General features: G+C 73.1%; 16 protein-coding genes. 13 read left to right on the forward strand and 3 right to left on the reverse strand.

Features of this window, described 5'->3' with window-relative positions; all coding sequences use genetic code 11:
• Positions 1-34: 34 nt before the first annotated feature.
• Positions 35-886 carry a hypothetical protein gene (locus tag OG792_RS20565; RefSeq protein WP_329101265.1) on the reverse strand — a complete coding sequence of 284 codons (852 nt, stop codon included), beginning with the start codon at positions 884-886 and terminating at the stop codon, positions 35-37.
• Positions 887-1691: 805 nt separating this feature from the next.
• Here OG792_RS20565 and OG792_RS20570 point away from each other — a divergent pair.
• From OG792_RS20570 to OG792_RS20630, 13 genes are all read left to right on the forward strand, one after another.
• On the forward strand, positions 1692-1823 hold the full coding sequence (locus tag OG792_RS20570; protein ID WP_329101266.1) for a hypothetical protein: 132 nt from the start codon (positions 1692-1694) through the stop codon (positions 1821-1823).
• 2 nt (positions 1824-1825) lie between these two features.
• Positions 1826-3700 (forward strand): non-ribosomal peptide synthetase, encoded by a 1875-nt coding sequence (locus OG792_RS20575; RefSeq protein ID WP_329111341.1) that lies wholly within the window; start codon positions 1826-1828, stop codon positions 3698-3700.
• A gap of 12 nt (positions 3701-3712) precedes the next feature.
• The gene (locus tag OG792_RS20580) at positions 3713-6889 is read left to right on the forward strand and encodes a non-ribosomal peptide synthetase (RefSeq protein ID WP_329101268.1); all 3177 of its coding nucleotides are present in this window, start codon (positions 3713-3715) and stop codon (positions 6887-6889) included.
• Positions 6886-9867, forward strand: coding sequence for a type I polyketide synthase (locus OG792_RS20585; protein WP_329101270.1), 2982 nt, complete (start codon positions 6886-6888; stop codon positions 9865-9867). Before OG792_RS20580 ends, OG792_RS20585 begins: the two co-directional genes overlap by 4 nt.
• The gene (locus tag OG792_RS20590) at positions 9864-10043 is read left to right on the forward strand and encodes an MbtH family protein (protein WP_329101272.1); all 180 of its coding nucleotides are present in this window, start codon (positions 9864-9866) and stop codon (positions 10041-10043) included. The genes OG792_RS20585 and OG792_RS20590 overlap by 4 nt, the downstream gene beginning before the upstream one ends.
• A 16-nt stretch (positions 10044-10059) precedes the next feature.
• A complete protein-coding gene (locus OG792_RS20595; RefSeq protein ID WP_329101274.1) occupies positions 10060-16212 on the forward strand; it encodes a condensation domain-containing protein in 6153 nt (2050 codons plus the stop codon).
• A 17-nt stretch (positions 16213-16229) separates the two neighbouring features.
• A complete protein-coding gene (locus OG792_RS20600; protein ID WP_329101277.1) occupies positions 16230-17624 on the forward strand; it encodes an MFS transporter in 1395 nt (464 codons plus the stop codon).
• Complete coding sequence (locus tag OG792_RS20605) at positions 17621-17869, forward strand: acyl carrier protein (protein ID WP_329101279.1); 249 nt, start codon at positions 17621-17623, stop codon at positions 17867-17869. Before OG792_RS20600 ends, OG792_RS20605 begins: the two co-directional genes overlap by 4 nt.
• Positions 17866-20457 (forward strand): 3-oxoacyl-[acyl-carrier-protein] synthase III C-terminal domain-containing protein, encoded by a 2592-nt coding sequence (locus tag OG792_RS20610; protein WP_329101281.1) that lies wholly within the window; start codon positions 17866-17868, stop codon positions 20455-20457. Before OG792_RS20605 ends, OG792_RS20610 begins: the two co-directional genes overlap by 4 nt.
• Before the next feature lie 16 nt (positions 20458-20473).
• A complete protein-coding gene (locus OG792_RS20615; protein ID WP_329101283.1) occupies positions 20474-22351 on the forward strand; it encodes an HAD-IIIC family phosphatase in 1878 nt (625 codons plus the stop codon).
• Positions 22344-22580, forward strand: a complete 237-nt coding sequence (locus tag OG792_RS20620; protein WP_329101285.1) for an acyl carrier protein — start codon at positions 22344-22346, stop codon at positions 22578-22580. The genes OG792_RS20615 and OG792_RS20620 overlap by 8 nt, the downstream gene beginning before the upstream one ends.
• Positions 22577-23041 (forward strand): VOC family protein, encoded by a 465-nt coding sequence (locus tag OG792_RS20625; RefSeq protein WP_329101287.1) that lies wholly within the window; start codon positions 22577-22579, stop codon positions 23039-23041. The genes OG792_RS20620 and OG792_RS20625 overlap by 4 nt, the downstream gene beginning before the upstream one ends.
• A gap of 105 nt (positions 23042-23146) precedes the next feature.
• Positions 23147-23863 (forward strand): thioesterase II family protein, encoded by a 717-nt coding sequence (locus OG792_RS20630; protein WP_329101289.1) that lies wholly within the window; start codon positions 23147-23149, stop codon positions 23861-23863.
• Positions 23864-24298: 435 nt separating this feature from the next.
• On the opposite strand, the gene OG792_RS20635 is transcribed toward OG792_RS20630, so the two are convergent.
• The gene (locus OG792_RS20635; protein ID WP_329101291.1) at positions 24299-24544 is read right to left on the reverse strand and encodes a hypothetical protein; all 246 of its coding nucleotides are present in this window, start codon (positions 24542-24544) and stop codon (positions 24299-24301) included.
• A gap of 463 nt (positions 24545-25007) precedes the next feature.
• On the reverse strand, positions 25008-25514 hold the full coding sequence (locus tag OG792_RS34760; protein ID WP_442932489.1) for an IS3 family transposase: 507 nt from the start codon (positions 25512-25514) through the stop codon (positions 25008-25010).
• Positions 25515-25803 lie beyond the last annotated feature (289 nt).

Below are 25803 nucleotides of genomic sequence, written 5' to 3' on the forward strand. Positions count from 1 at the left end.
CGCGACCGGGTCCGGTCGCGTCGCCACGGCGCCCTCAGTCCGCCCGGGGGTACGCACAGGCGGTACTGGCCAACCGCTCGCTCTCGCCACTGTCCGGCGGGCGCACGACCGGCCGGTTCACCCCGTCCATTCGGGCCACCCGGACATCCAACACATCGGTCGGCCCCTGCCCGCCGAGGCAGGCCACGGCGGCCACCATGACGTCCTCGGTGGGGGCGGGCCGCCGGCGCAGCTGGTCCGCCCGCCGGACCGCCTCGAAGGCGGGCGTGGTGGCATCGGTCAGCGCGACCTGATGCCACCGGTGTTCCGCCGGCAGAGCCGGATCGTCCGCGTACCGGACGGCGAAGCCGACGATCTCAACATGGGTGCCCTGCGCGGAGAGCCGGAGGCCGGCGGGGTGAGCCACCGCGCCGACCGTGATCGAAGCGGGTGCCGGACGGTCGTCCGGGCAGCCGGACGGACGCAGATCGGCCGGTGCATTGCCGTGGATGACGGCGGAGGCGACGACCCCACCGCCGGCGACGAGAAACCACCGTACGTCCGGCGTACCGGCGGTCGCGTCGGTGATGTTCTGTCCCGGGCAGTACCCGGTCAGGCCGAGGACGCATCCGGGCGGGAAGGAGTAGAGGATGTCCGCACCCAGCGCTGGTCCCCGGCGGACATTCGCCCCACTGCCGTACGTCGTACCGGTGAACAGGGCGTCCGCCTGTGCCGGCGGACAACTCGGGCCGACGACGGGTGCCGGTGCGTTGTCCTCCCGGAACCAACCGACATAGACCAGGATCAGGGCCAGCACCAGCACCCCACCGGGCATCGCGACCCAGCGGAACCGACGGCGGGAATGAGCTGCACCGGCCACCGGTAGCGCGACGGGTTGCGCCGGCATCCGCGCCGGATCGGGTCCTGCCGACCGGGCAGGACCGGGCTGTTCCCCCGGCCGAGCCGGGTCGCGTTCCTCGGTCGCCGACGTCACGGCGGACGGCTACTCAGGCGCGGCTTCCTCCCCCGGCTCGCCCACCCGTGCCGAGGAGCGGGTCAACTCGCGGTCCAGTCGATTCCACCGTGCACGCCAGGCCTCGACATCACCCCCGCACGCACCCACGTACGCGAGCACGTCGGGTCACGCTCGACGGCTCCGCCGGACACGGGCCGGTGGGCCGGGTCGAGAAACCTTCACCGTACGGGGCTCGTGCACATCGACATCCTCTGCCAACTCACCTGACGCGCTGAAGTCGTCGACCTCGCGCGGGTGTTCAGCGAACGTCGTCCGCGACGGGCGGCTTCGGCTTGAGCCGAAAGCAGTTGGCAACCTGAGCAGCCGTTGCTGTAACCGCTGACCTTCTTGATCACTCAGTCGGCGTACTCGAATGGGTTCTGCCTGCCACCCGCAGCGCCGCGACCCCATCGAAGCTCGCCCATGGACCCGGTCCGGCGGGTCGCCGAACCCGGCCAACGTCCTCGGGCACAGCACCAGCCGTCCGGACGCTGATCCCTGGCGCTCGGGACGCCGGTCCCTGTTGCTCGGGACGTCGTCCCTGGTTGCCTCACTCCCGTTCGTACCACTGAGGGGGGAAGCGTGCGGCACAGACCGAACGCCCGGCACGGGATGCTCCGAGATACTCGCGTCACGCCCATGGACGCGCTCCTGCCGTCACCACGAGACCCGCAGGATGGCAACGGGGGGGCGTCCGATGACCGGCCGGGAACAGGCCGCGGAGGCGCAACGGGCCAACCAGGCACTGCGACAGACGCAGCTCGCCGCCGAGATCACCGAAGAAGCCGTCAAGGGACTGTCCCGCGCATCCGGGGAGGGACGACGGTGAGCATGAGGCCAGATGAGCGGCAGCCCGGACGGGCCGCGGTCAGCGCTTCGCCGTTCCCGGGCGAGCGCACCGTGCACGGCCTCGTCGAGGAGTGGGCCGACCGTATGCCGGACGCACCGGCGCTGCGCTTCGGGCAGGTGGCGCTGACCTACCGGGAACTGGACGAGCGGGCCAACCGCCTGGCCCACCACCTGCTGGCGTACGGGGTCGGCCCCGAGGCGCGCGTCGGGCTGTGCAGCCGGGACGAGAACTGGATCGTGGGGGCGCTGGCGGCGCTGAAGGCCGGTGCGTGCTTTGTGCCGTTGGACCCGTCCTACCCGGCCGAACGCCTGGAGTCCATGTGCCGCGACGCCGGCGTGGAGGTCGTGCTGCGCGCAGGCGGCCACGGTGCCGAGATGCCGGGCCGGCACGTGGACCTGGACGTGCTGGACCTGGCCGGGCAGCCGGCCACGCGCCCGGCGGTGCGGGTGGGGCCGCAGTCGCTGGCATACGTCATGTACACCTCCGGCTCGACCGGCGGCCCGAAGGGCGTCGCGGTCACGCACCGCAACATCGTGCGGCTGGCGCGCAGCGCCGACTCGATCGACGTGCGGCCGGGCGACACGGTCGTGCAGGCGGCCAACATCTCCTTCGACGCGGCGACGCTGGAGACGTGGGGCGCGCTGCTCAACGGCGCCCGCCTGGTGGGGCTGGGCAAGGACGAGCTGCTGGTCGCCGAGCGGCTGAGCGACGCGCTGACCGCCCACGGCGTCGACGTGCTGTTCCTGCCCACGTCGCTGCTGAGGCAGGTGGCGGCGGAGGATCCGGCGGTGTTCCGTACCGTGCGGAACCTGTCCTTCGGCGGGGAACAGGCCGACGCGCGCACGGTGGCGAGCCTCGCCGCGCACTGCCCGGACACCGAGCTGATCAATTTGTACGGCCCGACCGAGATCACCGTGTACGCCACGGCCCACCGCTGCACCGCGCAGACCGGCGCGGACCGGATCGTGCCGATCGGCCGCCCGGCCGCCAACAGCGCCGTGTACCTGCTCGACGAGCGGTTGCGACCGGTGCCGGAGGGCACGGCGGGCGAGATGTTCCTGGGCGGGGCGGGCGTGGCCCGCGGCTATCTGGGCCGGGCCGCGCTGACGGCGCAGCGGTTCCTGCCGGACCCGTTCTCCGGGGAGCCGGGCGCGCGTCTGTACCGTACCGGTGACCTGGCCCGCCGCCGCGACGATGGCGCCCTGGAGTTCCTGGGCCGCGTCGACCGGCAGGTCAAGGTGCGCGGCCACCGCGTGGAACCCGCCGAGATCGAGGACGCGCTGCGGGCCCTGGCCGGCGTGGTCGAGGTCGCGGTCGTGGCCGACCGGGCCGCGCACGGCGACACCCGCCTGCTGGCCTACGTCGTGCTCGACGGCACCGACACCGCCACCGTGCGCGCGGAGCTGACCGGCCGGTTGCCCGCCTACCTGGTGCCGACGGTGTTCATGGACCTGCCGCGGCTGCCGCTGAACCCCAACGGCAAGGTCGACCCGGCCGCCCTGCCACTGCCCGCGGCCGAACCCGCCGCACCGGCGACGGAGCTGACGGCCGCGCAGCGGACAGTGCTCGACGTCTGGCAGGAGGCGCTCGGCCGAGCCGTCGACGGCGGTGCCGAGGCGAACTTCTTCGAGGCGGGCGGCAACTCCATCGACGCGGCCCGGGTGCGCTCGCGGCTGTCGGCCGCCTACGGGGTCGACGTCGCACTGCAAACGCTGTTCGACCACCCGACGGTCGCCGCGCTGGCGACGGCGCTGGCGAGGCTCGCGGCGACACCGGTCATTGCGGCCGCGGCCGTACCGGTCGCGGTTGGGGCCGGACGTGACGTGGCCGACCTGCTGGCCGAGTTCGAGCGCTGAGGAGGACTCCCGATGACCGCGCCAGATCTGCTCGATCGCCTGCACGTGCTGCCCGCCGACCGCAGGCGGGCGTTCCTGCGCAGCCTGCGCGACGCCGCCGACCAGTACGACCTGCACCCGCTCACCGCGGCGCAGCGTCGTATGTGGCTGCACGACCGGCTGTGGCCGGGCAGCCCGATGTGCCACGAGCACTTCCGGTTCACGCTGGCCGGGGCGCTGGACGTACCGAACCTGGCCGAGGCTTTCGACCGGGTGCTGGCCCGGCACCAGGCGCTGCGTACGGTGTTCGTCGAGATCGACGGCGAGCCGTGGCAGTGGGTGCTTCCGCAGGCCCCGGCGGGCACCCGGCTGCGCGTCGCCGACACCTTCGAGCCGGGCCTGTTCGACCTGGCGGCCGCGCCGCCGGTACGGGCGACGCTGGTGCCCGGCGACCCGGACCGGTGGACGCTGCACCTGGAGCTGCACCACATCGTCTGCGACGGCTGGAGCATGGGCCTGCTGGTCGACGACCTGTCGCAGGCGTACACCGGTGCGCAGCTCGCCGCCGCGCCCCGGCACGTCGAGACCGCCGTCGAGTCCGACGCCGACGAACTGGTCGAGTACTGGCGCGAGCACCTCGACGGCGCTCCGGCGACCGTGGACCTACCCACCGACCTGCCCCGGCCGCTGGTGCTGGACGAGTCCGGCGCGGAACTGACCTTCGCCTGGCCCGTGGCGCTGGCCGAGCAGGTGTCGGCGCTGGCCGCCTCGGTCGCGGGCACGCCGTACATGGTGCTGCTGGCGGCCTGGCAGGCGGTGCTGTCGCGGTACGGCGGCCCGGACTTCGTCGTGGCCACGCCGGTGTCGGGCCGCACCACGCTCGCCGCCGAGCAGGCCATCGGCCTGTTCGTCAACACCGTCGCCGTACGGGCCCACGTACCCGCCGGCGCCACGTTCCGGCAGCTGCTGCACCGGGTCCGTGACACGAGCCTGGCTGCCCTGGCGCACCAGCAGCTGCCGTTCGACACGCTCGTGGACCGGCTGCACGCCGCCCGTGACCCGGGCAGCACCCCGCTGGCGCAGGTGATGTTCACGATGGAGAGCGACTGGGCCGCCCGCCTGCGGCTGCCCGGCGTCGACGTGTCCGGCGTCGAGCTGCCCACCGGCACCGCGATGTTCGACCTGACCCTGACGCTGACCCCGGGCCCGGACGGGATCGCGGGCAGGCTGGAGTACCGCACGACGCTGTTCAGCCCGGACACCGCGTACCGGATCGCCGGGCATGTCCGCAACCTGCTGGCGGCCGCGCTGGCCGACGCCGACCGCCCGATCGCCGACCTGCCACTGCTGGACGAGCGGGAGCGGCAGGCGATCGAGGGCTGGACGGCGACCCGGCCACCGGCACCGTGGCGCCCGGTGCTCGACCGGATCGCCGCGATCGACCCGGACCGGACCGCCGTGGCCTGCGACGGCCGGCAGGTCACCTATGGCCAGCTGCACGACATGGCCGCGAACGTGGCCGCGGCGGTGCACGGGGCCGGTGGCGTCGCCGAAACGCCGGTCGCGGTGTGGACCCGACCCGGCCCGCAGGCGGTCGCGGCGTTCCTCGGCGTGCTGGCCGCCGGGGCGGTATACGTCCCGATCGACCCCGACCTGCCCGCCGAACGCATCCGCTACCTGCTCGCCGACTCCGGCGCCGCGCTGGTGCTCGCCGACGCGGCGACCGCGTCGGCGGTGCCCTCGGGACCGGTGGTGCTGCGGGTCGAGGACCTGCCGGCCGCGCCGCGCCCGCCGGTCACGGTGCGCCCCGACCAGGCCGCGTATCTGATCTACACCTCCGGCTCCACCGGACGGCCCAAGGGCGTGCTGAGCACCCACCGCGGCCTGAGCAACCTCGCCGACGCGATCGACGACCTGCTCGCCATCACACCGGACGACCGGGTGCTCCAGTTCCACGGACCCGGTTTCGACGCGGCCGTGTCGGACCTGCTCACCGCGCTGTGTGCCGGCGCCGAGCTGCACATCGTGGCCCGCCACGACCGGATGCCCGGCCCCGATCTGGCCCGCACCCTGGCGCAGCGGCGGATCACGATGCTCGACGTGCCGCCGGTCGCGCTACCGGCGATGGATCCGGCGCGGGTGCCCGAGCTGCGGGTGCTGACCGTCGGCGGGGAGACCTGCCCGGTGGACGTCGCCGCGGCGTGGCAGCACGGGCGCGAGTTCTACAACACGTACGGCCCGACCGAGACGTCGGTGATGGTCACCGGCGGGCGGTACGAGACCGGCCCGGTCGTCCCGATCGGGCGCCCGATGACCGGCGCGAGCATCCACGTGCTCGACGCCCGGCTGCGGCCGGTGCCGATCGGGGTGGCCGGGGAGCTGTTCATCGGTGGGGCGGCCGTGGGCCGCGGCTACCTGGGCAGGCCGGCGCTGACCGCGGCGGCGTTCATGCCGGACCCGTTCGCGGCCGAGCCCGGCGCGCGGATGTACCGCACCGGCGACCTGGCGCGCTGGCGGGCCGACGGCAGCCTGGACATCCTGGGCCGCCGCGACGGGCAGGTGAAGATCCGGGGCAACCGGGTCGAGCCCGGCGAGGTCGAGGCCCGGTTGCGCGACTGCGCCGGCGTGGCCCGCTGCGCGGTCGTCGTACGCGAGGACCAGCCCGGACACCGGCGGCTCGTCGGCTACGTGGTGGCCGAGCCGCCCGGCGGGCTCAGCACCGACGCGCTGCGCGAAGAGCTGCTGCGCGACCTGCCCGACTTCATGGTCCCGGTCGCGTTCGTCGAGGTCGCCGACCTGCCGACCACCCCGAACGGCAAGCTCGACCAGCGGGCGCTGCCCGCGCCGTCGGCCGCCCGGCCCCAGCTGGGCACGCCCTACCGGGCGCCGCGCGGCACGACCGAGCGGGCGGTCGCCGACGTGTGGCGGGCCGTACTCGGCCTGGACCGGATCGGCGCCGACGACAACTTCTTCGACCTGGGCGGCAACTCGATGCTGCTGGTCCGGGTCCACACCGGGCTGCGCGACGCGCTCGGCGTGCAGATCGCCGCGGTCGACCTGTTCCGGTACCCGACCGTGGCGCGGCTGGCGCGGTTCCTCGACGAGGACACCGCCGACCCGGTCCCGGTACGGCCGAGCGCCGCGGTCGACGGGCGCAGAGCACTGGCGGCCCGTACCCGGCGGGTGCGGGCGGAAATGGGGGAACGATGAACGAGGACAGTGGACTTGATCTCGCGGTCGTCGGGCTGGCCGGGCGGTTCCCCGGCGCGGGCGACGTGGCCGGACTGTGGCGCGACGTGCTGGGCGGCCGTCCGGTGACGACCCGGTTCACGCCCGAGGAACTGGCCGGGTCGGTCCCCGCCGCCGAGTACACGCGCCCGGACTACGTGCCGGTGTTCGGCGTACTGGACGGCGCCGACCGGTTCGACGCCGGGTTCTTCGGCTACTCTCCGCGCGACGCTCGGGTGATCGACCCGCAGCAGCGGCAGTTCCTGGAGTGCGCGTGGGAGGCGCTGGAGTCGGCCGGGCACGTCGCCGACGTCGACGAGCTGTCGGTGGGCGTGTACGCCGCTACCGCGATGAGCGGCTACCTGCTGCACCACCTGCTTCCGGCGGGCGAGGCCGCCGGGTCGGAGTACGAGTTGTCGGTGGCCAACGACAAGGACGCCGTGGCCACCCGCGTCGCGTACCACCTGGGGCTGCGCGGCCCGGCCGTGGCCGTGCAGACGGCGTGCTCGTCGTCGCTGGTCGCCGTGCACCTGGCCGGGCAGGCGCTGCTGGCGGGGGAATGCGACGTCGCGCTGGCCGGGGCGGCCCACCTGCGGCTGCCGCTGGCGGCCGGCTACCGCTACGAGCCCGGCGGGATCATGTCCCGCGACGGGCTGTGCCGGCCGTTCGACGCCACCGCCACCGGCACCGTCGGCGGCAGCGGTGTCGCCGTCGTCGCGTTGCGGCGGCTCGCCGACGCGCTCGCCGACGGCGACACCATCCACGCCGTGATCAAAGGCTCGGCGGTGAACAACGACGGCCGGGCCAAGGTCGGCTACACCGCGCCGAGCGTCGACGGGCAGGCCGACGTCATCCGGACGGCACTGCGGGCCGCCGACGTGGACCCGGCGACCATCGGCTACCTGGAGGCGCACGGTACCGGCACCGCGCTGGGCGACCAGGTCGAGCTCGCCGCGCTACAGGAGGTGTTCGGCACCGGACGGCGCGCGCTCGGGTCGGTCAAGGCCGTCACCGGGCACCTCGACGTCGCGGCCGGTGTCACCGGCCTGATCAAGGCCTGCCTGGCGGTACGCGACGGCGTCGTGCCGCCCAGCCCGTACTTCACCGAGCCCCACCCCGCCCTGGCGGCGGGCGGGACGCTGTTCGTCAACACCGAGCCCGAGCCGTGGCCGGTGGCGGGTGTGCCGCGCCGGGCCGGGGTGAGCTCGTTCGGGATCGGTGGCACCAACGCCCACGTCGTCGTGGAGCAGCCGCCGGCCGTGGACGGCCCGCCCCCGGCGCGCACCGAGCAGGTGCTCGTGCTGTCGGCGCGCACGCCGCAGGCGCTGGACACCGCCCGCGTACGGCTGCGTGGCCACCTGGCCGGGACGGACGCCGACCTGGGCGATGTGGCGTACACGCTGCGCGCCACCCGGCGCCGGTTCGAGCACCGGCTGGCCGTGGCGTGCCGCACCGTCGAGGAGGCCGTTGCCGCGCTGGGCAGTCCGGCCACACTGGACACCGCCGCCGGTGACCTCACCGACGGAACCGTGGCGTTCCTGTTCCCCGGGCAGGGCGCGCAGTACGCCGGCATGGCCGAGCAGCTGTACCGGACCGAGCCGGAGCTGGCCCGGCACCTGGACGAGTGCACCGACATCCTCGTGCCGCTGCTGGGCCTTGACCTGCGGCAGGTGATCTTCCGCGACCGCGACGACGAGCTGCTGCGCCAGACGCGGGTCACCCAGCCCGCGCTGTTCGCGGTGGAGTACGCGCTGGCGCGGTTGTGGATGCACCGCGGCGTACGGCCCGCCGCCGCTGCCGGCCACAGCGTCGGCGAATACGTCGCGGCGTGCCTGGCCGGGGTGTTCACCCTGCCGGACGCGCTGGCGATCGTGGCCGAGCGCGGCAGGCTGATGCAGTCGCTGCCGCCGGGCGCGATGCTGTCGGTGCCGCTGCCGGCCGTCCGGCTGGCCGAGCGGCTACCGCGCGGCGTGGAACTGGCCGCGGCCAACGCGCCGTCGCTGTCGGTCGTGTCCGGCCCCGTCGACGCGGTCGAGGCGTTCGCGGCCGCGTTGCGCGCCGAGGGCGTCACGACCCGGCTACTGCACACCTCGCACGCGTTCCACTCGGCGATGATGGAGCCGGTCCTGGCCGAGTTCGCCGAGCACGTCGCCCGGTTCCCGGCGCGGGCGCCGCAGCTGCCGATCGTGTCGAACGTGACCGGGGACTGGCTGTCCGACCACGACGCCGCCGACCCGAAGTACTGGGCGCGGCAGCTGCGCGAGCCGGTGCGCTTCGACGACTGCGTACGGCGGCTGCTGGCCGGGCCGTACCTGTTGCTGGAGGTCGGCCCCGGTGCGGCGCTGACCACCCTGGCCCGCCAGCACCCCGGCGCGGAGCAGCGCAGCACCCCGTCGCTGCCCGGCCCGAAGGCGCCGGGCGATGACCGCATCGCGATGGCCGCCGCCGAGGGCCGGATGTGGCTGGCCGGGGTCGACGTCGACCTGGGCGACGCGCCGCAGCGGCGCCGCCGGGTGCCGCTGCCGACCTACCCGTTCCAGCGCGACCGGCACTGGGTCGAGGCCGACGGCACCCTCACCACCGAAACGTCCCCGGCCGCCACCGCGCCGCCGGTGCCACGGGGCACCCCACACCAGGTCGTCCACCAGATCTGGGCCGACCTGCTCGGCATCGCCGAGATCGACGCGGACCGGGACTTCTTCAGTCTCGGCGGGCACTCGCTGCTGGGCACGAAGATCGTCGCGCGGATCCGTGAGGCGTTCGACGTGGACCTGCCCATCAGCGCGCTGTTCGAGACGCCCACGATCGCCGGCCTCGCGGCCACCGTCACCGACCTGCTGGCCGCCCGCCGGCAGCAGACCCCGGACGACCTCGCCGACCTGCTCGCCGAGATCGCGGCGATGTCGCCGGAGCAGGTCGCCAACGAACTGAGCCAGACGCAACTGGAGGACCTGTCGTGACCGAGCAGTCGCTTTTCCGGGTGGTCGTCAACCACGAGGAGCAGTACTCGATCTGGCCCGCCGACCGGGACGACGCTCCCGGTTGGCGCGACGCCGGATTCCGGGGCACCCAGCCGGAGTGCCTCGACCACATCGACCGCGTGTGGACCGACCTGCGTCCGCTCAGCGTCCGCTGAACCGGGGGAACCACCGATGACACAGGACATGTCGGCGCAGCTGACCGACCTCACCGCCGAGCAGCGTGAGCTGCTACGGGTACGCCTGGCGGCGCGCCAGACGCGCCCGCAACGGCTGCCGCTGTCGTTCACGCAGGAGCAGCTGTGGTTCCTCGACCGGATGGACCCGGGGACCGCCGTCTACAACGTGCCGTTCGCGCTGGACATCGGCGGCCCGCTGGACACCGGGGCGCTGCGGGCGGCGCTGAATGCCGTCGTGGCCCGGCAGCAGTCGCTGCGGCTGGTGTTCGCCGAGGACGAGCAGGGCCCCTACCAGCGGGTGCTGTCCGAGGTCGACGTCGAGCTGCCGATGGTGGACCTGCGCGGGCTGCCGGGCGAGCAGCAGCTGGCGCGGGCCGAGCAGACCGCGGTGGAGCACGGGCTGGTCTCGTTCGACCTGACCGCCGGGCCGCAGCTCGCCGCGTGCCTGGTGGCGCTGGCCGAGGACCGGCACCGGCTGCTGGTCACCGTGCACCACATCGTGTACGACGCCTGGTCCGGTGACGTGTTCGCCACCGAGCTGGTGGAGTTCTACCGCCAGTTCGCCGAGGGCGTCCCGGCCGAACTGCCGCGGCTGCGTACCGACTTCGCCGGTTACGTCCGGGCGCAGCGGGAGCCCGGCGCGCTGGCCGCGCTGGACGGTCAGTTGGCGTACTGGCGCGACCGGCTGGCCGGTGCGCCGCTGACCAGCACGCCGCGCCCGGACCGGCGGCGTCCGCCGGTGCAGACCCACCGCGGCGGCCGGCACGTGCTGGCGCTGCCGTCCACGCTGTCCTCGGCGATGTCGGCACTGGCCCAGCAGTCCGAGGTGGCGTTCAACGCCGTCGCGCTGGCCGGGTTCACCGCCGCCCTGTCGCAGACCACCGGCCAGGAAGACCTGGTGGTGGGTACGCCCGGCGCCGGTCGGCCGCGTACGGAGCTGGAACCGCTGATCGGCTCGTTCGCGAACATGCTGGTGCTGCGCCTGGACCTGTCCGGGCAGCCGACGGTGCGGGAGGCCGTGCGCCGCACGCACCAGAGCACCGGTGAGGCGTACCGGCACCAGGACACACCCTATGCGCGGGTCGTCGAGGAGGTCGCCCCACCGCGCGACCCCGGGATCAACCCGCTGTTCCAGGTGATGTTCACCGTCACCGACGCCGGTGCGCAGGGTCGCACCGCGGCGGGGGTGCGGTTCACGCCGGTCCCGGTGGACAACCAGCTCACCGACTTCGACCTGTTCGTCACGCTGTCGCGGCGGGCCGGCGGCGACGAGCTGGTCGTGGACTACAACGCCGACCTGTACCTGCCCGGAACCGTGGCCCGGCTAGCCGAGCGGACAGCGGCGGTGCTGTCGGAGATGGTCGGTGCGGCCGACACGCCGCTGCGGCTGCTGCCGTCGATGGCCCGGCCGTCGGTCGTGGTCGGTGCCACCTTCACCGCCGACCTGCTGGCCGACGCGCTGCGGTTCTGGCTGGACTTCGGCCAGGCCCCGACCACGGTGCGGCTGGCCCCGTACGGGCAGCTCGTACAGCACCTGCTCGCCCCCGGTGACGCGGCCGCGACGGTGGGGCTGCTGCGCTGGGAGGACTGGCTGCGCCGGGCCGGCGCCAACGCCGACCCGGCCGTGGTGGCCGACGCGGCGATGCGTGACTTCGAGGCCGCCGTGGCCGGCTACCGACGCCGTACGGCCGCGCCGCTGGTCCTGCTGCGCTGCCCCGCCTCCCCGGAGGCGGCCGAGCGGTCCGGGCTGTTCGCGCGGCTGGACGACCGGCTGGCCGCGCTCGCGCACACCGTGCCGGGCGTGACGGTCGACTGGGCCGAGGAGCACCCGTACGACGTGCGGCACGACGCGGTCACCGACAACCTCGGGCACATCCCGTACCCGCCGGTGTACTTCGCCGCGCTGGCCGCGATCGCGGTGCGCCGGCTGCCGGCGCCCGAGGCCGAGCCGGAGCGGGCCGCGTACGCCGCCGAGCAGTTGGCCGACCCCGCCGAGGTCGCCGACCGGGTCGCGCCGCGGGCGACCGTGGTCGCGGCCGAGCAGCTCGTCGAGCCGGAGACGGCGACGGAGCAGCGGCTGGCCGCCATCTGGCGCGAGGTCCTGCGGGTGGAGCGGGTCGGCGCGAACTGCGACTTCTTCGCCCTGGGCGGGCACTCGCTGCTGGCCACGCAGCTGCTGTCCCGGCTGCGCCGCGAGTTCGGCCGCGAGGTGTCGCTGTACGCCCTGTTCACCAACCCGACCCTGGCCGCGCTGGCCGGGGTGATCGACGCCGCCGAGGGGCAGGCGGCCGAGGTGCTGCGGCCCGCGCCGGCGGACGCGGTGCCGGTGGCGTCGTCGATCCAGCAGCGGCTCTGGGCGACCAGCCAGCTCGACAGTGCGGACGCCCGGCACAACACGATGTTCGCCGCCACGCTGCGCGGCGAGCTGGACGTCGAGGCGCTGCGCCGGGCCGTCGCCGAGATCGTCCGCCGCCACGAGGTGCTGCGGACCACCTTCACCGAGCACCGGGGGCTGCCCCGGCCGGTGGTACACGCCGAGCTGACCGCCTGGTGCGAACCGGTCGACATCTCGCGGGCCGCCGACCGGCAGCGGGCCGTCGACGAGTACGTGGAGGCGCACGCCGGCTTCGCGTACTCGCTGGCCGACGGGCCGCTGGTGCGGGTCCAGGTGCTGCGCGCCGGCCCGGACGAGCACCAGCTGCTGATCGGGATGCACCACATCATCTGCGATACCACGTCCTGGGGCATCTTCCTCGACGAGCTGGCGGCGCTGTACGACGCCTACACCGCGGGCCTGCCCTCGCCGCTGCCGGAGGTGGCGGTGCAGTTCGGCGACTTCGCCTACGACCAGCAACAGTGGCTGTCCAGCCCGCAGGTCGACACGCACGTGGCGTACTGGCGCGACCGGCTGCGCGACGCGGCCTCGCCGGTGGAACTGCCCGGTGACTCGCCGTCGGGTGTGGCCGGCGACGCGGCGGGCCGGGCCGGTCGGGTGTTCCCGGCCGAGGTCGGTGTCGCGGTCCGGGAGCTGGCCAGGGCCGAGGGGGTGACCCCGTACAGCGTGCTGCTGACCGTGTTCGCGGTGCTGCTCCAGGAGGAGTCCGGCCAATCCGACCTGGTGGTCGGCATGCCGACCAGCGGCCGGGACCGCGCCGAGCTGAGCAACGTCATCGGCTGCTTCGCCGATCTGCTGCCGCTGCGCCTGGACCTGTCGGGCGGGCTGACGTTCCGGCGGCTGGTGCGCCGCCTACACGCGACGGTCAAGGACGCCCAGGCACACCAGCGCCTGCCCTTCCCGAAGATCATGGAGGCGCTGCGGCTGCCCCGCGACTCCTCGCGGCACTCCCTGCGGTGCGTGCTGAACTACGCCGACGCCGCCGAGGAGCCGCCGACCCTGTCGGGCCTGGCCGTCGAGCCGCTGCCGGTCGGGGCCGCCGGTGCCGACTTCGACGTGCTGTTCACCCTGGACTGGCTCGGTGAGCTGCTGGAGGCCGATTTCACGTACTCGACCGAGCTGTTCAGCGCGCAGCGCGCCGAAGCGGTCGTCGCCCGGTTCGGGCAGCTGCTGGCCGAGCTGGTGGCCGCACCGGACGCGGTGCTCGCGGTCGCCGAGGCAGCCGCCGACCGGGACCTCGACGTCGTCGGGCTGGCGTCGTCGTTCCCGATGCGGACGGTGGAGCCGACGCTGCGGTTCTGGTCGCAGGTGCTGGACGAGCCGGGCCTGTCGGTACGTGGCGCGCCGGCCGGGCAGGTGCGCCGGCCGCTGCTGGATGCCGACGGCCCGTTCCGGGACACGGCCCTGGACGTGGTGCTACTGCGCTGGGAGGACCTGCTGCCGGGCCCGGTCGCGCTGCCCGCGGCGGTGGTGGCCTGGGAGCGGGCGCTGTCCGACCTGGCCGTGGCGGTCGCCGCCCACCAGTCACGGACGGACACCGAGCTGGTCATCGGCGTGTGCCCCGCCTCGGCGGACTACGTCGGCCAGCGGTGGGCCGGGGTGCTGGGCGGGCTGAGCGATCGACTGGCGTCGTTCGCCGCGACCCAACCCGCCGTACGGGTGATCGCGATGGACACGTGGGCGCGCCGCTACGACGTCACCGACCCGTACCCGGGTCACGACGGCGCGGCGTACACCGAGCTGTTCGAGACCGTGCTGGCCACGGCCGTGGCGCGGCTGGCGCGCCGCCGCCACCACCCGCAGGTGACGGCCGTGGCCGCCGACCCCGGCGCGTTCGGCCCCGAACTGGTCGCCGTGCTGCGCGAGCAGCTCGGCCACAGCCGCGAGGTCGTGCTGAGCGCGCCACCGGCCCTGCCGGAGCTCGCGGCACTGGTCACCGTCGGCGCGGTACGCGTGGGCAGCCCGCCGCCGGGCGCGGTCACCCTCGACCCGGCGAGACGCGCGGCGCACCTGTGGCAGCTGGACGCACCGGCCACGCACCCGGCCGAACCCGCGCCCCTGGCCGCCGACCTGCTCGCCGAACTCGCCGAGGACCTGTCCACGGCGGACAGTGTCGCCGAGGCGGTGCGGACCGGGCGCAGGCGTTCGGCACGCGGGCCGGTCGCCGCCCCGCGCACCGACCGGGAACGGGCGCTCGCCGCGATCTGGGCCGAGGTCCTGCACACCGCCGACGTCGGCATCCACGACGACTTCTACGAGCTGGGCGGCGACTCGCTGCTGGCCATCACGGTCGCGTTCCACGCCGCCGAGGCGGGCATCGCGCTGTCGGCGCGGCAGCTGACCGAGCGGCGCACCATCGCCGAGCTGGACCTCGACCGCGACACCGGCGCGCCCGCGCAGGTGTGCACGGACCTGGTCGCGGGGCAGGTGCCGCTGGCCCCGGCGCAGCTGTGGTGGTTCGAGGAGGTCGCCACCACGATGGACAACCCGTCGTGGTTCAACCACCCGTACTACCTCGACGTGCTCCGGCCGATCACGGTCGGCGACCTGGGCGAGGCGGTGCGGCTGCTGGCCGAGCACCATGCGTCGCTGCGGCTGCGGTTCGTCCGTGGCGAGGACGGCACCCTGCGCCAGCACCACGCCGAAGGCCCCGACGCGGTGCCCTTCGTCAGCCACGACCTGTCCGGCCTGACCGTGGCCGAGCAGGATGAGGCGATGGCGGAGCTGGCCGCCACCGCCCAGCGCACCCTGGACACGGCCGCCGGGCCGATGTGCCGGGTGCTGCACTTCGCACCCGGCCCGGACCGCCCGGACCGGGTGCTGATCATCGCCCATCACCTGGTGGTCGACGCGATCTCCCGCGACCTGCTGCTGGGTGACCTGCGCACGCTGTGTACGCAGCTCGGCCGCGGCCAGCAGCCGAGCCTGCCGGCCCGGACCAGCGCCTACAGCGCCTGGGCGCAGCGGCTGTCCACCCACGACCTGACCGCCCAGCTGCCCTACTGGCTGGGACAGACCGCGGCGGAGACCACGATGGTGCCGCCGGACCACCCGGACGGGGTCACCACCCTGGCCGCCGGGGCGATGCTCAGCACCACGCTGACCACCGCGCAGACCGACGGCCTGCACGACGTGGTGCGGCGGCTGCGCGTTGGCGTCCGTGACCTGATCATGTGGGGCGTCACCGAGGCCGTCGCGGCCCGCGTCGGCGGCCGGGAGTGCCTGCTGGCCACCACCGGCCACGGGCGCGAGGACCTGTTCGCCGACATCGACCTCAGCCGCACCACCGGCTGGTTCCAGGTCATGTACCCGGTGCTGCTGCGGCTGCCCGACGGCGGCGACGCCGCGTCCCGCGCGGCGCACGTGGCCGCGCAGCTGGCCGAGGTTCCCGACAACGGCATCGGCTACGGCGTGCTGCGCTACGCGACCACCGACGCCGCGGTCCGGGCGCAGCTGGGCAAGCTCGTGCAGCCCCGCATCGCGCTGAACTACATGGGCAACTTCGGCTTCGACGAGGTGTCGCAGGCCGATGACCTGTTCGACGTGTGCGACGCCCCGTACGGCGACACCGACGACGGGGTCGGCCGGTGGCCCTACGACCTGGACATCGGCGGCGTGATCGTCGGCGGCCGGCTCCGGCTCGACGTCGGCTACAGCACCACCGTCTACACCGCCGAGACCGCGCAGGCGTTCCTCGACGAACTCTGCGCACGGCTGACCGGTCTCATCGGCCCGGCCACGGCCTCCCTCTAGGAAGGAACCTCACCATCATGCGACGCCCCTCCGGATTCGCAGCTTTCTCAGTGCTGTGGGCCGGACAGTTCCTGTCCGTGCTCGGCACCCGGATGACCAACTTCGCGGTCAGCGTCTGGGTGTGGGACCAGACCGGCAGCACCACCCAGTTCACCCTCACCCTGTTCTTCGCGTTCGCCGCGACGGTGGTCTTCAGCCCCGTCGCCGGCGCGATCATCGACCGCTGGAACCGCCGCACCACCCTCATGCTCGCCGAGATCGGCACCGCGCTGGCCACGGTGGTGCTGCTCACGCTGTTCCTCACCGACACGGCCACCCTGTGGCAGCTGTACGTGCTCAACTTCGTCACCGGCGCGTTCGTCGCGTTCCAGGTGCCGGTGTTCCAGGCCACGATCACGCTGATGATGGAGCGCGGCAACTACCCGCGCGCCAACGCCATGATGTTCGCGGTCCGTACCACCCCGGAGCTGTTCGCGCCGCTGCTGGCCGCGCTGCTGCTGGCCACCACCAGCATCGAGCTGGTCCTTGCCGTGGACAGCCTGTCCTACCTGTTCGCGATCGCATCGATGCTGCTGATCGCGCTGCCATCGACCCCGCCACGACCGAAGGACACCGCCCCGTCGACGTTCTGGCAGGACTGCCGGCTCGGCTTCACCTACATCGCGCGCAGCCGCCCGCTGCTCAACCTTGAGATCTTCCTGATCGTCATCAACATCCTCGCCGCCGTGGGCTGGCTGCTGCTGCGCCCGATGGTGCTGGAACGCACCGGCGACGACGCCGACGCGCTGGCACTGGTGCTGGCCACCGGTGCGATCGGCGGCATCGGCGGCACGATCCTGGTCGCGCTGCTCAAGACCCCCCGCGACAAGATGCGCTACGTGCTGTGGGGCACGGTGGCCTTCAGCGTCATCGGCCGGATCGTGTACGGCGTGTCCGACGTACTCCTGGTCCTGGGCTTCGCGCTGATCGTCGTGCACATGTGCATCCCCGTCATCGACGGCTACGCCACCTCGGTCTGGCAGGAGAAGGTCGAGCCGCACCTACAGGGCCGCGTCTTCGCCGCCCGGCAGTTCGTGGAGGAGCTGTCCGTGCCGATCGCGACCCTCATCGCCGGACCGCTGCTGGAGTTCGTCATCGTCCCGTGGATGGCACAGGGCCAGCCGGGCGCAAGCCTGTTCGGCGGCCTGGTCGGCACCGGGCCCGCGGGCGGCATCGGCCTGGTGTACGTCGCGATCGGCGTGCTCGGCACCCTGCTGGCCGTGGTGTCGTTCCTCACGCCCAGCCTGCGGCGCATCGAGACGATCCTGCCCGACGTCGCACCCGAGCCCATCCCCGACGAGCCGGACCCGGCCCCGGACATCCCGGCCACCGTCGGCGCCAAGCAGCCCGTCGAAGCGACGGTGGCCCGATGACCGCCGTCGTCGAACCCGCCCGGCTGCGCGACCTCGTCGCCGACGTCCTGGAGCTGTCACCCGGGACCGTCACCGACGAGGACAGCCCCGCCACCCGGTCCGAGTGGACCAGCCTGCGCCACCTCCAGCTGATCGTGACGCTGGAGGAGGTCTACCAGGTGTCGTTCGCCTACGAGGAGGTCCGCGACGTGCCGTCGGTCGGATTCCTGCGTGATGTCCTGCGCCGCAAGGGGGCCGCCGCATGATCACCCTCACCCCGTACCAGCAGCGTTCGGCGTGGAAGCAGGCCGTCCGCGCCGGCACTGCGGCCGTACTGCGGATCAGCCTGCTCGCCAGCTACACCGTCGACCAGTTGGTGCCGTACCTCGGCCTGCCGCTGCACCAGGCCGGGCTGCCCGCCCGGTTCCACGTCGGACCGTTCGACCAGATCGTCCGGCAGTGCCTCGACGACGACGGCGAGACCGCGGCTGCCGCACCGGACGTGCTGGTCACCGCACCGCGCTTCGAGGAGCTCGGCCCGGCCGGGCCCCGCTGGGCCCGGGACCTGACCGACATCGCCGACACCGCCCTCGCGGCCGCCGGCCGCTGGCAGGCGACCCTGGTGTTCGTCCTGCCCGCGCTGCCCGACGAACGCGATCTCGGCGTCGGCGACGCCGCCTCGCTCGCCGGGACCGCGGTCCTGGCCACCCGGGCCCGGGAGGCCGCCCGCGCCCTGCTGGCCGGGCAGCCCGGCGTGCTGCTCGCCGACGCCGAGGACGCGATCCGCGACGTCGGCGCCGCCCGTGCCCACCACCCGGCGATGTTTCAACTCGCGAAGGTGCCCTACACCGAGGAGCTGTTCGCCCGCCTCGGCGGGCACCTCGCCCGGCTGCTGGCCAGCCGGTACGGGGCGGGCGTGCGGGCGGTCGTGCTCGACGGCGACAGCCTGTCGGATGCTCCGGCCGCCGCCCTGCGCGGACCGCTGCGCGCGCTGCACCGCTCCGGCACCAGGATCGGACTGTGCGCCACCGACCCCGCCGTCTGGACCGGGCTGGCCACACACTGGCCCGAACTGGTCGTGCACGCCGGAGCGACCGCGATCAACCCCGGCCCGGCCGCCACGCGGCTGGCCGAGGTCGCCACGGCCCTCGACGTCCCGGCCGGATCGGCGGTCCTGGTGACCACCGACCCCGACCTCCTGCCCGGACGGGCGGTCCTGCTCGGACCGCAGCCGGAGACCTGGCCGGCGACCCTGGCCGCCGCGGGACTGTTTGACCGGCCCCCACCCCTGACCACCGGCCCGCCCCCGACGGCAACTGCACCCGCCGAGGCCGCCCCGGCACCGCAGGTGTCGCTGGACGACTTCGTGGCCAGCCTCGACGTCGTCGTCGACGTCCACCCGGCAGCCGGCCGGCTGGACAAGGTCACCGAGGTCGTGGCCCGCGCCAAGGACTTCACCCTCGGCAACGACCAGGACGCCGCCGCCATCGCCGCCTACGACGGCGATGTGCTCGCGGTCTCGGTCCGCGACCGGTTCGGTGACTACGGCCTCAGCGGCGCGGTCGGGCTGCGCCGGGTCGACGGCGTATGCACCGTCGACCTGTTCTCGCTGTCCTGCCCGGTGCTGGGGCGGCAGGTCGAGGACGCGGTACTGGCCGAGATCGTGGCTCGCGCCGACGGCGCCGACGTGGTGTTCCGCTACCGCGAGACCGAGCACAACGGCGCCGCGCTGACGTTCCTGCGCGCCCTGCCGGAGACCACCTCCGGGCAGGCCGGCAAGCTGCACGCGCTCACCTGGTCCGAGGCCGCGCCGGCCCGCGCCCCGCAGCGCGCCGGCGTGCCGTTCGGCATCGTCGCGATCGGCCAGGCCCTGCCCGAACCGTCGCAGGTCGCCGAACTCGCCCCGACGTACACCGAGGAGCTGGACCGGATCCGCGGCTGGGGGTACCGCACGTTCCACCGCGCGCCCGACGGCGTGGGCCTGACCGACCTGGCCGCCGACGCCGGGCGCCAGGCGCTGGCCGAGGCGGGCGTCGCCGCCGAGGACGTCGACCTGGTCGTGTTGGCCATCGCCGACCTGGCCGAATACCTGTACTGGGACCCGGCCGCGGCCACCCAGGCCCGGCTGGGTGCGCACCGGGCCGAGGCGGTGCTGGTCAACCAGGCCTGCGGCGGCGGCGTCGCGGCGTTCGACCTGGTCGCCGGCAGGTTCGCCCTGCACCCCGGCTACCGGACCGCACTGCTGATCGGCGCCAACCGCGTCGCCGAACCGTACTGGAACCGGATGGCGATGAACACCAGCATCTACTCCGACGGCGCCGCCGCCGCGGTGCTGCGCCGGGACCACGGCGGCTACCGGTGGCTGGTCACCGAAACCATCACCGACGGCACCTACGCCGACTTCATGCGCATGGACGTCGGCGGTGCCGCCGCACCGTTCCTGGCCGGACAGCCCGACCAGCCGCACGTACGAAACCCGCAGGACCGCCTCGACGCGTTCTTCAACGGCGACGTACGCGCCATGTACCGGTTTGTGTCGATGATCCGCGCCCGCAGCCGCGAGGTCGTCGACCGCGCCTGCGCCACGGCCGGCATCACCCGCCAGGACATCAGCCGGGTCATCCACTTCAACGACAACGGCCGGCAGCTCGCCGACCTCGCCAAGGACCTCGACATCGCGCTGCACCACACCAACGTCGAGGCGGCCCTGGACCACGGCCACATCGGCTGCGCCGACCAGCTCGTCACCCTGCGCCGCCTCCAGGCGGCCGGCGAGCTCAACCCCGGCGACGTGGTGGCACTGACCAGCACCAGCAGCGGCATGCACTGGATCTGCACGCTGCTCCAGGTGTGAGAGAGAAGGAGAAGACATGCTCACCGAAACCGACGTCCTGGCCCGCGTCCGCGCCCTGCACGACCCCGCCGCACCCGGCGACCCGGACCTGCTCACCGACCTCGCGGCCCTGAACGCGCCCAAAGCACTGCGCGAAGCCGGCCGCGGCCTGGCCGCCCTCGTACCGGCCCGGTTCACCCACGACGGGCAGACCCTGCGACCCCTGCGGATAGCGGTGGCCGCCACGTTCACCGCCGAGAACGTCGCACCGATCCTGCGCACCGAACTGCTGCGCGCCGGTATCGCGCCGGAGCTGCACGTGTGCGGATTCGACCAGATGCTCGTCGAGCTCAGCGACCCCGAGTCGGACCTGGCCGCGTTCGCCCCCGACATCACCCTGTGCCTGCTGCACGATGAGGCGCTGCTGCCCCGCGACTGGGACCCCACGGACCTCGCCACCCTCACCGACGCGGCCACCCACCGCCTCGACCTGATCGAGCACGCCGTCGCGGGCTTCACCCAGCGCTCCACCGGCACGCTCGTGCTGCACACCGTGCCCCTGGCCCGCAATCAGCAGCGCCGCGTCATCAGCTTCGGCGGCCGGGCCGAACTCGGCCGGATCTGGCGCGGCGTCAACCAGCGGCTACTGGACCTGCCGGCCCGCCACCCCTCGGTCCACGTCCTGGACTTCGAGGCGCTGCTCACCGACCACCCCGGACCGGTACGCGACGACCGCCTGTACCGCTTCGCCAGCATGGCCTGGACCATCGGCGCCGAAGCCGCCTATGCCCACGAAGCCGCCGCGTTCTGCCGGGTCACCGCAGGCCTGTCCGCCAAACTCGTCATCGTCGACCTGGACAACACCCTCTGGGACGGCGTCCTGGGCGACGACGGCCCCGAAGGCATCCAGGTCGGCGGCGCCTACCCCGGCAACTGCTACACCGACCTCCAGCAGGGCCTGCTCGCCCTGCGCCGCCAGGGCGTCCTGCTGGCCGTGTGCAGCAAGAACGAGCAGGCCAACGTCGACGCCGTCCTGGCCACCCACCCCGAACTGACCCTGCGCCCCGACGACTTCGTGGCGACCGTCGCCAACTGGGGACGCAAGGACCACAACATCCGCCAGATCGTGCAGACCCTCAACATCGGCCTGGACAGCGTCGTGTTCGTCGACGACAGCCCGTTCGAATGCGAACTGGTCAGCCGGGAGATCCCCGAGGTCCGCGTCGTCAGGCTCAGCGGCGACCCCGCCGGACACGCCGCCGCGGTGCTGGAACCGCAGTTCTTCGGCGCACTCGCCACGACGGCCACCGACCGCGAGCGCACCGGCATGTACCGCGCCCGCGCCGAACGGGAGCAGTTCGCCGCGTCGTTCGTCTCCACCGGGGACTACCTGTCCGGGCTGGGACTCACTGTCACGGTCACCCCCGCCGACGCGTACACCCTGCCCCGGATCGTCCAGCTCGCCGCGCGCACCAACCAGTTCAACCTCAACCCCCGCGCCCACGGCGAGAGCCGCACCAGGGAGATGGCCGGCTCGCCCGACCACCTCGTCCTCGGGGTCGAGGTGTCCGACCGGTTCGGCCGCGAAGGCCTGGTCGGCGCGGCCTGGGTCGCCAAGGGCCCCGACCACTGGCTCATCGAGAACTTCGTGCTCAGCTGCCGGGTGTTCTCCCGCGGCGTCGAGCAGGCCGTGCTCGCCCACCTCGCCGCACTCGCCCGAGGCTCGTCCGCCGGCACGCTGGCCGCCGGTTACCGGCGCGGGGACCGCAACAAGGCCGCCGCCTCCCTGGTCGACCCGTTCACCGTGGGCGGCGACACAGACGGCGTCACCCGGTACGCCCTCGATCTCACCACGGCGGACGTGGCCGTACCCGAATGGATCAATCTGGAGTGGAAGGAATCTGCCCATGTCTGATGTCACCGGCACCGTCGTCGGGCTCGTCGAGCGGGTCACCGAGTCGCCCGACATCTCCCCGGCGTCGAGTTTCCACAGCCTCGCCGACTGGACGAGCCTGGCCGCGCTGCGCCTGCTCACCGAAATCGAGGACGAGTTCGGGGTGCAGCTCGACCTGCGCACCTACCTCGCCGTGAACGACGTCGGGCAGCTGTCCGACCTGGTGAGCACCGCGCTGGGGGACCGATGATCCTGCGTATCGACCATGTCGGCATGGTGGCGGCGAATCTGAAGGCGGCCGCCGCCGGGCTGCGCATGCTGACCATGAGCCCCGACGAGCACGACATCGTCGCCACCTACGACGTGGAGTGCCAGTTCTGGCGCCGAGAGGGCGATCCGACCGCGATCGAGATCGTCACCCCGGCCGGACCGTCCAGCCAGGTCAGCGGGCATCTGCGCCGCAGTGGGCCCGGCCTGCACCATGTGGCGTTCGAGGTCGACGACATCGTCGCTGAGCTGGCCGTCCTGCGCGCCCGGGGTGCCGTACTGGTCGACGACGAGCCGCGGCCGGGTGGGCAGCCGGGGTTGCGGATCGCATTCGTGCACCTCGGGCCCGCGACCGGGCTGCTGGTCGAGCTCGTCCAGTACGCCGAGCCTCGGGTTCGGCCGGTGGCCGAGGTGCCCCGGCAGCGCGAAGCCGTCGGCGGATGAGCTCGGACGTGCGGTGAACGCCGGGCACCGGCCGTATCGGTGCCCGGCGTTCACCCAGCCTGCACGCCTTCTGTCGGCTCGATGACTTTGGGGAACCCGTTGATCGTGCGTGACATCGTCTCCCCGCGATGGCTGCCGTTCGGTGGCACCGGGCGCGGGGTGTCAGTGTTCTGCCTGCCGCATGCGGGGGGCACCGCCCGCTCCTACCGGAGCTGGGCCGACTCCACGGCCAATGCGGACGTGAACTTCGTTCCGGTGGAGCTTCCCGGCCACGGCAGCCGGATCGCCGAAGCGCCGGTCGCCGAGCTCGACGCGCTGACCGAGCAGCTGGTCGAGGTGGTGGACGCGTACGCCGCCGAGACCGGACGTCCGTACGCGCTGTTCGGACACAGCATGGGTGGCCTGTTGGCGTACCACCTGGCGGGCCGTCTCGCGGCGTCCGCCCGGCCCGGGCCGGTCTGCCTCGTCGTCTCCGGCTGCCGGCCGCCGCAGCAGCAGCCCGCTATCGATCTGCTCGGTCTCGACGACGACACGCTCGTGGCAACACTGGTGCGCGTCGGCGGCCTGACGGCGGAGATGGCGGCGGAGACCGAGCTGATGGCGGTGATTCTTCCCGCGCTGCGAGCTGACCTGGCTCTGTTCGCCGGCTACCGGCCGCCCGGGTCCCGGCTTTCGGCTCCGATCATCGCGCTGGCGGGGACCCAGGATCCGCTGGCAGAACCGCAGGATCAGCGGGGCTGGCGGTCGCACACCAGCCGGGGCCTGCTCCGGCGCGTGTTCCGCGGTGGTCACTTTTTTTACACGACACTCCGGACGAGGTGATGCGGGAGATCGCCCAGAGCATCGGACAGCTGTGCCAACGCAGGCCCGTTTACCGAAGTGGCACGAGCGATCTGACCGGTGCCCGCTGACACGGCTCGGCGTACCCGCCAATGCGACAGAGCCGCCGGTGGAGCATCCGCACCACCGGGCCGGTGGACCGGTCGCTGCTGACCGCACGGCCCAGTCCCCTACCGGTGACCGCTGCCGCCGATGCGGTCCTGGCACACATCCGTTCCGCTTTTCCCGCCGACTGCCTGATCGGACGGGACTGCGACCGGCCGCTCGTACTCCCGCCCGTGCTCGCCGGAGATGCCGCCTACCTCGCGTGGGTCCGCAATTCGGGCGGCACTCGACAATTGAGCGCCAGGCACGTGATGCGACGGGGGCATACGTGTCTGGCGCTCAATTGACATGGTCGGAGTACAACCCGCCGGGTTACGAGACCCAGAGCTCGTAGTGGCCCGGTCCGCTCCATCTGGATGGAATGATCGTCGTGCAGTAGTAGTTGCTCCACAATTGGTTGGCCTGGCCGGTGTAGCCGACCCCGGCGCACTGGTCGGCCCAGCCGTACACGCCCTGCTTGACATAGCCGGGCGCGTTGGCTTGCGCGGGTGAAGCAAGACCGATCGCTGCCATGACGGCGGCTGCTGTCAATGCCAGTCCGTTGATAACAGGCTTCATGTAAGAAAGTTAACTGATACGACCGGCCGGGAGCAACGGTAACTTTGCGTCAGTGGCGCCCCTCCGGGCGGTCGCGCCGGTCTACGTCGCCGAACGGCAGGGCGGAGCAGCCGCACCCCAGTAGTCCCGGTATTCGACCTTCGGAACGCGGACGGCCCACGGCCGGCGGGGGTGGTAAAGGTGGCGACTTGGGGCGTGTTACTCGGATTCGCGACATACGCCGAGGTGGTTCCGCAAATATTGGCGTGGGCCGACGTACCGAGGTTCCACCCGGGGACCAGACGCCGAGGTTTCATGCCGCGAGGGCGGGGGGGGTTGAAGGAAACGGGTACGCGCTTCGTGGAGTGTGCGGTGGCCCAGTGTCGAGTGTCGGCGACGATTCTCGGCGGGCGAGTTCACGGTGTGCAGGTCGATCGTCGTGGCCAGGTGGAGCCAGCCCTCGGCGGTGGGTAGGTAGGTCATGTCACCCACGAGACGGTGTCCGGGTGCATCGGCGGCGAAGTCCCGCCTGATCAGGTCCGGCGCCGGCGCGTCCGTCTGGTCCTGCTTGGTCAGGCGGCGGCGCCGCCGGGGGGATTCCGACGATGCCGCGTTCCCGCATGATCCGCTCGACCCGTTTACGGTTGACCCGGCGGCCACGGCGGCGCAGCTCAACGACCATTCGCGGGGACCGTAGGCGCCCCGGTGTCCGCCCGTTGTCTGCGGATACTCCCCGACCCGAGTTGCGATCCTTGCCCGTTCCGGGAACCGGCGCAGCTACCTGGTCGCGCTGCCGCACGCCGCCACTTCCGGCGACGTGTACTGCGTGTCCCGAGATGTTGCGGCCACCCAATATGAGGTCCTCTCTCAGGACCGGACAATCTGAATCCAGAAAGTGGCCCGGAAAAGAACCGCGCTGGCTCGTGCGATCTGACCGCGGACCCAAGCGGGCTCGGCATGTCCTTCGAATCCGTGACGCAACAGCACCCATCGAGCCGTCCGGCCAGGGCGACAAGCCTTCGTCCCCGACCGAAAGGTGGCACTTGCGGTCCCCTCCCCCGGCCACCGTCTGGTCCAATTCGTCTCAGTGGACAGCGAACGAAGTGATGCCGAACAGAACACCGTGACGGCACCCGGTCCGGACGTCGACCCGACGATCGCATCGAGCGCCGCACAGTACGTCGCACTCCTGCGCCGGGTCCGTGACCAATCGGGCCTCACCTACCGCGCGATCGCACGACGAGCACAGGCCAACGGCGAAATCCTGCCGGCCAGCACCC

The sequence above is a fragment of the Micromonospora sp. NBC_01699 genome (assembly GCF_036250065.1).
GTDB lineage: Bacteria > Actinomycetota > Actinomycetes > Mycobacteriales > Micromonosporaceae > Micromonospora_G.

Coding starts and splice junctions, on each gene's coding strand:
- OG792_RS20600 (WP_329101277.1), top strand. CDS start 16,230: ATGCGACGCCCCTCCGGATTCGCAGCTTTCTCAGTGCTGTGGGCCGGA.
- OG792_RS20580 (WP_329101268.1), top strand. CDS start 3,713: ATGACCGCGCCAGATCTGCTCGATCGCCTGCACGTGCTGCCCGCCGAC.
- OG792_RS20570 (WP_329101266.1), top strand. CDS start 1,692: ATGACCGGCCGGGAACAGGCCGCGGAGGCGCAACGGGCCAACCAGGCA.
- OG792_RS20605 (WP_329101279.1), top strand. CDS start 17,621: ATGACCGCCGTCGTCGAACCCGCCCGGCTGCGCGACCTCGTCGCCGAC.
- OG792_RS20620 (WP_329101285.1), top strand. CDS start 22,344: ATGTCTGATGTCACCGGCACCGTCGTCGGGCTCGTCGAGCGGGTCACC.
- OG792_RS20615 (WP_329101283.1), top strand. CDS start 20,474: ATGCTCACCGAAACCGACGTCCTGGCCCGCGTCCGCGCCCTGCACGAC.
- OG792_RS20595 (WP_329101274.1), top strand. CDS start 10,060: ATGACACAGGACATGTCGGCGCAGCTGACCGACCTCACCGCCGAGCAG.
- OG792_RS20565 (WP_329101265.1), bottom strand. CDS start 886: ATGCCGGCGCAACCCGTCGCGCTACCGGTGGCCGGTGCAGCTCATTCC.
- OG792_RS20575 (WP_329111341.1), top strand. CDS start 1,826: ATGAGGCCAGATGAGCGGCAGCCCGGACGGGCCGCGGTCAGCGCTTCG.
- OG792_RS34760 (WP_442932489.1), bottom strand. CDS start 25,514: ATGGGTGCTGTTGCGTCACGGATTCGAAGGACATGCCGAGCCCGCTTG.
- OG792_RS20585 (WP_329101270.1), top strand. CDS start 6,886: ATGAACGAGGACAGTGGACTTGATCTCGCGGTCGTCGGGCTGGCCGGG.
- OG792_RS20635 (WP_329101291.1), bottom strand. CDS start 24,544: ATGAAGCCTGTTATCAACGGACTGGCATTGACAGCAGCCGCCGTCATG.
- OG792_RS20610 (WP_329101281.1), top strand. CDS start 17,866: ATGATCACCCTCACCCCGTACCAGCAGCGTTCGGCGTGGAAGCAGGCC.
- OG792_RS20625 (WP_329101287.1), top strand. CDS start 22,577: ATGATCCTGCGTATCGACCATGTCGGCATGGTGGCGGCGAATCTGAAG.